Genomic DNA, 7,387 nt, shown 5'->3' with positions numbered 1-7,387 from the left:
CGAAAACCTACATTTCTTTCTGCCGAAAACCTACATTTTTAAACTGCCCTTGACATTTTTCATTCTTTCTACTAATTTTCAAATTTTAATATTATATTTGTACGCATATTTTTCTATGTTATTTCTATCTTTAATAGAACTAAGCGTGCTAGTAATAGCAAACAATAAAATATTAGCTTTTATAGTCGCATTTGGAATTAATTGCATTGAGTACTACTTATTGAAAATCAAAATTGATTATCTAATTTATTACTTTACGACACCTAAAAGTTTATTAGGAATATTAGTCAGACTTTTTATCTTAATTATTTTGTCAGGAATATTTATAACCGTTATTCATAAAACAATCTCAAAGAAAGATTTTTAAAAGGAGACCTAAATGAGCTTTATAAAATTAGATGCAGTAAGTAAGCAGGTAAAGAAACAAACGCTAATTAATAATGTGACCTTAAAAATCAATAAAGGTGACATTGCGACTTTTGAAGGAATAAACGGCTCCGGTAAAACTCTTATTTTAAAAGCAATTTTAGGACTAATTAAAACAAACGGAACAATTTTAATTAATAACCAACAAATCAATATCCAAGATACATATCCTATACGTGCAGGAATATTAATCGAAAACCCTAGTTTAATTGAAAAACTCACGGCATTCCAAAATTTAAAATTATTAGCTCAACTACAAGATGAAATCAGTGATGATGATATCAAAGAACTACTGACATTATTGGGCTTAGAGGAAAACATTCATCGTAAAATCAAATATTTTTCTCTAGGTATGAAACAAAAAGTTGGAATAGCTCAAGCTCTATTAGGTAATAATGAATTAATAGTATTAGATGAACCAACAAACGCCTTAGATGAAGAAAGTATTGATTTATTGGTTCGAATAATAAGGGAGTTTAAAAGTAATCAGACCACATTTTTAATAACATCTCATGACTCCAATTTTATCAATCAAGTATCTACCAGACCTTTTGTCGTTAGAAATGGAGCTATCAATGAAAAAATATCGTAAAAACTTAAAGATCATCTCTTTACTTATTTTTACTACTATCTCCTTTTTCTTTCTTACTTTGCAATATCAAAGGATGAATGCAGGTTACGAAGACACTAAAGAAATTAAAATATCAAAAAATCAAAAAGTAAAAACCAACAATGTTGAATTTAAAATTCTAGATACAACAACTGATAAAAACTGTATTAACGTTATCTTGAATATCAAACAAACTAAGCCAGGTTTTTATGGTATGAAAAAAAGTAATGATTTCTTCGAAAACATGTGGATCGCTAGTCCTTACAATTACAGCGAGCATATTAACAACGAAAATATCACAGATTTCAATAATCATATCTTTGATATGAAGAAATATTCATCTGGTAAAGATATGACTGCTAAAGTATCTTTTAAAAAAGATAAGTTGGATAAGAATAGTCATTTCTATTTTCTAGTTTCAGATAATAATAGATTTACTAAATATTCACTCTTCCTAAACTAAAAAAGGCCACTACCAGATTTTTTCTGATAGTGGCCTTTTTGGACTCTCTTATAGTCCTTGGTTAAGCAACTTTAGTCTTTAAATCAGTAATAGCTTTTTCAATGGTTGTACCGTTGCCAAAGTGATTGCTATTTTTAACATCAATTGCTGTGAATAATTGATCATTAGTATTTAATAGAATTCTATATTTCATATTATTCACACCTCCTTCTTACAAAGTTATATCTCTAAGAGGTAGCGATAGTGGCTACTATACTAGGGTCAATACCAATAGTCAACCATTTTGTTTTTAAATCGTTTTACTTGACTTAACAAGTAATATAAATGATTATGTATTTGTAAACTTATAAAAAGGAGAACTAAATGTTCGATTTATTTTTGAGATTCTTAAAATGGTTCCTAATTGTCGCAGTTGCATTAGCTATTTTCTTCTACATTGGAATTCCACTGTTAATTATGGCCGCTGTTGCTTTTGGAATCTACTATTTATATAAACGATATAAAGCCAGCCGATATACTCCAGAAGGACGTAAAAAGGTTAATTAACGTTGAATTTAAAAACTAGAAATCTTTTATGATTTCTAGTCTTTTTTGTTTTCTCTGCTTTTTGAAGCACGTCCCTTATCAGACGTAAATGAAATTATAACTAATAAAATACCTGCAGCAAATGCACTTAACAATAATTGATTTGTAAACCAGTGAAAGAAATATCCTAGCACTGCCACAATTACTAAAATTGCACCTAACCAACGATCAATTTTCATCAATAAATTCAATTTATGTTCACCCTTTATTACCTTTTTTAATTAATTAATACTAAAATATAGTTGTTCAACACTTACTATTATACATGATACTTGATTCTGGGAGGATTCATAATGGAAAAATCAGAGAAGTTATCGATCTTAGATGACTTAATAAAATTAGAGACTGTAAACGGAAATGAAGAACTAGTAGCAAACTATTTAGAAAAGCTCTTTGATAAATATCAAATAAAAACAGAACTGGTTAAAAATGATGAACATCGCTTCAATCTTATTGCTTCTATTAATAATGGAGCTGGTAAAACTATTGGGTTCACCGGGCACGAAGACGTTGTAGCGCCTGTAAACGACAAAGAATGGAACTATGGTCCATTTAATCCTAAGCATATCGACGGAAAAATATTTGGTCGTGGATCATCAGATATGAAATCTGGCTTGGCTGGATTAGCTATAGCTATGATAGAACTAAATGAAGACGAAAACTTTAAAGGAAATATCAAATTTATCGCTACTGTTGGTGAAGAATTAGGTGAAATTGGTGCAAAGCAACTATCTAAAAATGGATATGCTGACGATTTGAATGCCTTAATAGTTGGTGAACCAAGTAATGCTTCATCTAAACTCGTAATAGATCAATTAATTAACAGTGGTTTGATTAAAAACCCAAAATCAAATCCTTCATCCTATGGTCGTCATGCACTATACTGTGCTCACAAAGGTTCAATTGATTACAAAGTTATTTCCAGAGGAAAAGCAGCCCATAGTTCTATGCCAGAAGCAGGCATTAATGCACTGGATAATTTAATTACCTTTTATAATAAGCAAAAAGAATATTTTGCAAGCTTATCAGATGATGATGATATTCTTGGAAAGACAGTTCCTGCAGTTACAATTATGAAAGCAGGTGATCAAGACAATACAATTCCTGATTATGCTGAGATGAACGTCAAAATTAGAACTATTCCAGAATACAACAATGATAAATTAGCAGAAGATCTAAAAAATATTATTAGTGAACTAAACCAATCTCCTAGAATGTCATTAGAATTTGAAGAAAAAAGCAGCAATTGGCCTGTTAAAACTGATATAGGCTCTAACTTAATAAAAATAGCACAACAAAGTTATCAAGAAACATTTGAACAAGGTGCATTAGCCGTTGGTGCCCCAGGTGGTACAGATGCCTCACAATTTGTTAGAGCCAATCCAGACTTAGAAGTAATCGTTGCTGGTCCTGGTAATGAAAGTGCTCATCAAATCAACGAATTTGTCTTTGAAGATGACTATTTGCAATACATCAACATTTACAAAAAAATTGCTACTAAATATTTTGAATAAATCATTAATTCATGACAATACCCTTCTTCCTTGAGTAACCGTTTGCAATAGATTAGTATTAATAGTATGGAATACTGAGGAGGAAGATAAAATGTATGTTGCTTCAAAAAATCGCTATGAAAACTACTCTGTTCGTCATGCTGGTAAAACAGGTTTAATGTTACCCCCTATTTCATTAGGACTATGGCGTAACTTTGGTAGTGCTGATCCATTAAGTGAAAGAAGAAATCTAATTTTACACGCTTTTGACAAAGGTGTATTTCATTTTGATAATGCTAACCACTATGGTGATGGTAGTACAGGCTTTGGTACTTCAGAGGAATTACTTGGTCAAATTATAAAAAATGACTTAAAACCATATCGTGATGAGTTAGTAATTTCTACAAAAGTTGGTTATGAGATTCATGATGGCCCTTATGGTATTGGAACTTCAAGAAAGTCACTACTTCAAGGTATCAATGATTCTCTAGAAAGACTCAACTTAGATTATGTTGATATTTACTATGCTCACAGATATGACGATAAAACTCCAATTGAAGAAACCGTAAAAGCTTTAGATGACATTGTTCGCTCTGGTAAGGCCTTATACGTTGGTGTTTCTAACTATGAGGTTCCAGAATTAAAACAAGCAATTGCCATGTTCCAAAAACTCGGAACTCCATTTGTCTTAGATCAAATGAGTATGAACTTATTAAATAACCATGTTGAAACTAGTGGCTTATCCAAACTATTGGAAGATAATGGTGCTGGAGTGATTGCTTATGGTCCTCTTTGTGAAGGTTTACTTTCAGACCGTTATCTCAATGGAATTACTGATTCATTCAAAATTCATCATACAAATTCTGAACTATTGAATGATGGACCTGATGCTCTAGTTGCTAAATTAAATAAATTAAACGATATAGCAAAAGATCGTGACCAAACGCTTAGCCAAATGTCACTTGCTTGGTTATTAAAGGATCCTGTAGTTTCTAGTGTTATTATTGGAACTACTAATAACGATCACTTAGATGAAAATCTAAGGGCATTAGATAATCTTGATTTCTCAAATGATGAAATTAGTGAAATAAATAAATTAATCAAGTAAAGACACAAACAAAAGAAGAGAGTGTGACAAAAGGCGGTCTGCCACCGGAACATAATCTAGAATCACGAATGATTGGTACTATCAATCATTCGTGGTTCGTAACTATGTGGAGGTTGCAGCCTTTTGTTACACGTTTAGACTATAAAAGTTCGGAAATGTAAAAAAGGGGCTGTGACATATGTCACAGCCCCTTCTTTTTTCATATTTATATCATCAATAATTTATCAAGTGCACGCAAAACACCATCTTCATTATTAGTTTTAATTACAAAATCAGCTTTATCCTTAACATCGTCAAAAGCATTACCCATGGCAAATTTAATACCAGACTGATTGAACATCTCTAAATCATTATATCCATCACCAAAACAAATTGTATCCTCTTTACTACAATTGAGAATACTTTGAAGTTTTTCAATTCCGGTCCCTTTATGTGCACCAAAATTTGAAACATCTATCCAAGTTGGCTCAGGAGCAACAATAAATAATCGATCTTTAAAATTATCCAAACGATGACAATAATCAAATGTGTTAGCATTGGCATCATATACTGATATTTTTGTAAAATCTTGAGTTATTTTCTTGAAATCTGAAATTTCAGTTACCAAATGGTAACTTTTCTTAATACGATTAATTTCAGCTTCACTACGACCTGTTGGGATATAGCTTCGATCTTCTGTTGAAGCAACGATATTAAAATCAATTTTTAAATTTTGTAATGCAGAAATAAATTCTTGACCTAATTTATTAGGAATTAAATTCTTATAATAAAATTTTCCGTCATGTTTAATTCTAGCGCCGCCATCTCCAACTATCCAGATGTCAGACCCCATGATCTCTTCTACTTTTTCAGCTTGTTTGCCTGTACATGCGGCAAAATCAATATTACGTTTTTTCAATTCCTGTTTTATTTTATCAAAATGTTCAACATTATAATTTTTATCTTTATCTAAAAAAGTACTATCTAAATCGGTTATTACAAGCTTCATCAAATCTGTCCTTTAATTAATTTGACGATACTTATAACTGTTTGTATAAGTGACTTCTTTACCACGAGGCAAAATTATATTTCCAAATCCAGAATGATTGATAGCATCTGGTAAAGTTTGCATCTCCATTGCTAGGGAATTATATTGTCTTTCATCGGCTTTCTTTGGATCATTAGGGTTAGCCGTAAAGATAACTAATCCATTACGATCGGAAGAAAAATCAACAGCTCTCTTATTAGATTTAATAGTCGCCACAAAATTTTCATCGGTAACAAACGTATCGTCAAATTCTAGTTTACCATTATCAGACTTTAAATCATCCAGAGCTTTAGAGATTGTTTTGAATTTTTTAAAATCATATCCACTAGTTAACGGCAATATTTCACCCGTTGGAACTTTACTAGAATCAACTGCTAACATAGACTTCGAATTAATTTTAACGCCTTGTCCAAAAACATCTTCACTATCGGTCACATTAAAATAAACATGACAAGTCGGATTAAAAAGCGTCTTTTCTGTATTTATAGCAGAATATGAAATTTTAACTTCGTTTTCAGGACTTAAACTGTAGGTGATTTTTAGACTTAAATCGCCAGGAAAACCGTCATCAGCACTCAAAAATTTATGTGTTAAAACCACTTTATTGTCAATCACTGTACTAGTGAAATTAAAATTTTGAAAACCATTACTTCCGCCATGAATCAAATTTTCTCCATCATTTGGAGGCAGTTTATAAAATTTATCATCAATTTTAAAGCTAGCGTTACCAATCCTACCAGCAACTCTGCCAACAGTTTTACCAACTTGATAAGGTGTTTTGATATAATCATCCAAATTATCAAAATGACTTATCAATGAATGATCTACACCATTTTCATTTACTTCAAAGTTTTGCCAAGTAGCTGCATAAGTCAAAACACTTATTTTAGTCTTTTGATTATTCTCGATAGTATACAAATAAACCGGTTCATCTTTATATGTACCAAATTGTCTTTTAGTTACTTCCATTTCAATTAATCCAAAGCCTTTTTAATATTTTCAAGAGTTAATTCACTTGTATCAGCAAAGTTTATATCCGCTTCACTCAAAATATTTTTATCACCAATTCCAATCGATAATTCTCCTGCACCGTTGATGGATTGAACTCCTGCTTTTGCATCTTCAATACCGACACATTCCTCAGGTTTCAAATTTAAAACTTCAGCACCACGAGCAAATATTTCTGGATCAGGTTTACCATATTTCAAAGTTGTTGGATCAATTTTATTCTTAAAGTACATGGACAAACCAAGTTGTTTCAAAACTAGAGGTGAATTTTTAGAAGCTGACGCTAATGACAATTTATAATCATGTTCTTGAAGATCTCTTAAAAAGTCAGCAATACCTGGAAGAATAGCTGTTTCATCCATATTCTTTAAAAGATTTAAATAATTTGTATTTTTTTCAGCAGCAAAAGTTTCCTTTTCCTCTTCACTGTATTTGTTTTCGATTTCACCAGTTTTTAAAATTAGATTCAGAGAATCCATACGACTAATTCCCTTAAGACCATCGGCCAACTCACTAGACCAATTAACACCCAACTTTTCTGCTAATTGACGCCATGCCTTTGCATGATAGACTGATGTATCAGCAATAACTCCATCTAAATCAAAAACGAATCCCTTAATTTGCTCAAACTTTACCATAATAAACTCTCCTTTATAAAAAAAGCGTG

General features: G+C 31.3%; 10 protein-coding genes. 5 read left to right on the top strand and 5 right to left on the bottom strand.

Translation table 11 applies throughout. The annotated features are described in order from the left end of the window. Positions 1 to 379: 379 nt before the first annotated feature. Positions 380 to 1,018 carry an ATP-binding cassette domain-containing protein gene (locus FC72_RS01190; protein WP_057763923.1) on the top strand — a complete coding sequence of 213 codons (639 nt, stop codon included), beginning with the start codon at positions 380 to 382 and terminating at the stop codon, positions 1,016 to 1,018. Further along, positions 1,002 to 1,499 carry a hypothetical protein gene (locus tag FC72_RS01185; protein ID WP_057763922.1) on the top strand — a complete coding sequence of 166 codons (498 nt, stop codon included), beginning with the start codon at positions 1,002 to 1,004 and terminating at the stop codon, positions 1,497 to 1,499. Before FC72_RS01190 ends, FC72_RS01185 begins: the two co-directional genes overlap by 17 nt. A 61-nt stretch (positions 1,500 to 1,560) precedes the next feature. Here FC72_RS01185 and FC72_RS11050 read toward each other — a convergent pair whose 3' ends face one another. Further along, positions 1,561 to 1,692, bottom strand: coding sequence for a hypothetical protein (locus FC72_RS11050; RefSeq protein ID WP_263852837.1), 132 nt, complete (start codon positions 1,690 to 1,692; stop codon positions 1,561 to 1,563). A gap of 170 nt (positions 1,693 to 1,862) precedes the next feature. Here FC72_RS11050 and FC72_RS01180 point away from each other — a divergent pair, with 170 nt between their 5' ends. Next, a complete protein-coding gene (locus FC72_RS01180) occupies positions 1,863 to 2,045 on the top strand; it encodes a hypothetical protein (protein WP_057763921.1) in 183 nt (60 codons plus the stop codon). Between the two features lie 35 nt (positions 2,046 to 2,080). Here FC72_RS01180 and FC72_RS01175 read toward each other — a convergent pair whose 3' ends face one another. Continuing rightward, complete coding sequence (locus tag FC72_RS01175) at positions 2,081 to 2,275, bottom strand: hypothetical protein (RefSeq protein ID WP_057763920.1); 195 nt, start codon at positions 2,273 to 2,275, stop codon at positions 2,081 to 2,083. A 102-nt stretch (positions 2,276 to 2,377) separates the two neighbouring features. Here FC72_RS01175 and FC72_RS01170 point away from each other — a divergent pair, with 102 nt between their 5' ends. Both FC72_RS01170 and FC72_RS01165 read left to right on the top strand, forming a co-directional pair. Further along, positions 2,378 to 3,598, top strand: a complete 1,221-nt coding sequence (locus tag FC72_RS01170) for a M20/M25/M40 family metallo-hydrolase (RefSeq protein WP_057763919.1) — start codon at positions 2,378 to 2,380, stop codon at positions 3,596 to 3,598. Between the two features lie 91 nt (positions 3,599 to 3,689). Further along, complete coding sequence (locus tag FC72_RS01165; RefSeq protein ID WP_057763917.1) at positions 3,690 to 4,685, top strand: aldo/keto reductase; 996 nt, start codon at positions 3,690 to 3,692, stop codon at positions 4,683 to 4,685. A gap of 205 nt (positions 4,686 to 4,890) precedes the next feature. On the opposite strand, the gene FC72_RS01160 is transcribed toward FC72_RS01165, so the two are convergent. From FC72_RS01160 to pgmB, 3 genes are read right to left on the bottom strand one after another with little or no spacing between them, the layout of a single operon-like run. Then, a complete protein-coding gene (locus tag FC72_RS01160) occupies positions 4,891 to 5,673 on the bottom strand; it encodes a Cof-type HAD-IIB family hydrolase (RefSeq protein WP_083480707.1) in 783 nt (260 codons plus the stop codon). Positions 5,674 to 5,685: 12 nt separating this feature from the next. Then, on the bottom strand, positions 5,686 to 6,681 hold the full coding sequence (locus FC72_RS01155; protein WP_057763915.1) for an aldose epimerase family protein: 996 nt from the start codon (positions 6,679 to 6,681) through the stop codon (positions 5,686 to 5,688). Between the two features lie 5 nt (positions 6,682 to 6,686). Then, on the bottom strand, positions 6,687 to 7,358 hold the full coding sequence (gene pgmB / locus FC72_RS01150) for a beta-phosphoglucomutase (protein WP_057763913.1): 672 nt from the start codon (positions 7,356 to 7,358) through the stop codon (positions 6,687 to 6,689). Positions 7,359 to 7,387: the final 29 nt, after the last annotated feature.

Source organism: Companilactobacillus tucceti DSM 20183, assembly GCF_001434665.1.
Lineage (GTDB): Bacteria > Bacillota > Bacilli > Lactobacillales > Lactobacillaceae > Companilactobacillus > Companilactobacillus tucceti.
Note: the sequence above shows the minus strand (reverse complement) of the source record. Positions and strands in the feature narration are given on the sequence as shown.

Excerpts from the sequence above, each read along its gene's own strand:
- FC72_RS01190 (WP_057763923.1), top strand. The coding sequence starts at position 380 with ATGAGCTTTATAAAATTAGATGCAGTAAGTAAGCAGGTAAAGAAACAA.
- FC72_RS01185 (WP_057763922.1), top strand. The coding sequence starts at position 1,002 with ATGAAAAAATATCGTAAAAACTTAAAGATCATCTCTTTACTTATTTTT.
- FC72_RS11050 (WP_263852837.1), bottom strand. The coding sequence starts at position 1,692 with ATGAAATATAGAATTCTATTAAATACTAATGATCAATTATTCACAGCA.
- FC72_RS01180 (WP_057763921.1), top strand. The coding sequence starts at position 1,863 with ATGTTCGATTTATTTTTGAGATTCTTAAAATGGTTCCTAATTGTCGCA.
- FC72_RS01170 (WP_057763919.1), top strand. The coding sequence starts at position 2,378 with ATGGAAAAATCAGAGAAGTTATCGATCTTAGATGACTTAATAAAATTA.
- FC72_RS01165 (WP_057763917.1), top strand. The coding sequence starts at position 3,690 with ATGTATGTTGCTTCAAAAAATCGCTATGAAAACTACTCTGTTCGTCAT.
- FC72_RS01160 (WP_083480707.1), bottom strand. The coding sequence starts at position 5,673 with ATGAAGCTTGTAATAACCGATTTAGATAGTACTTTTTTAGATAAAGAT.
- FC72_RS01155 (WP_057763915.1), bottom strand. The coding sequence starts at position 6,681 with ATGGAAGTAACTAAAAGACAATTTGGTACATATAAAGATGAACCGGTT.
- pgmB (WP_057763913.1), bottom strand. The coding sequence starts at position 7,358 with ATGGTAAAGTTTGAGCAAATTAAGGGATTCGTTTTTGATTTAGATGGA.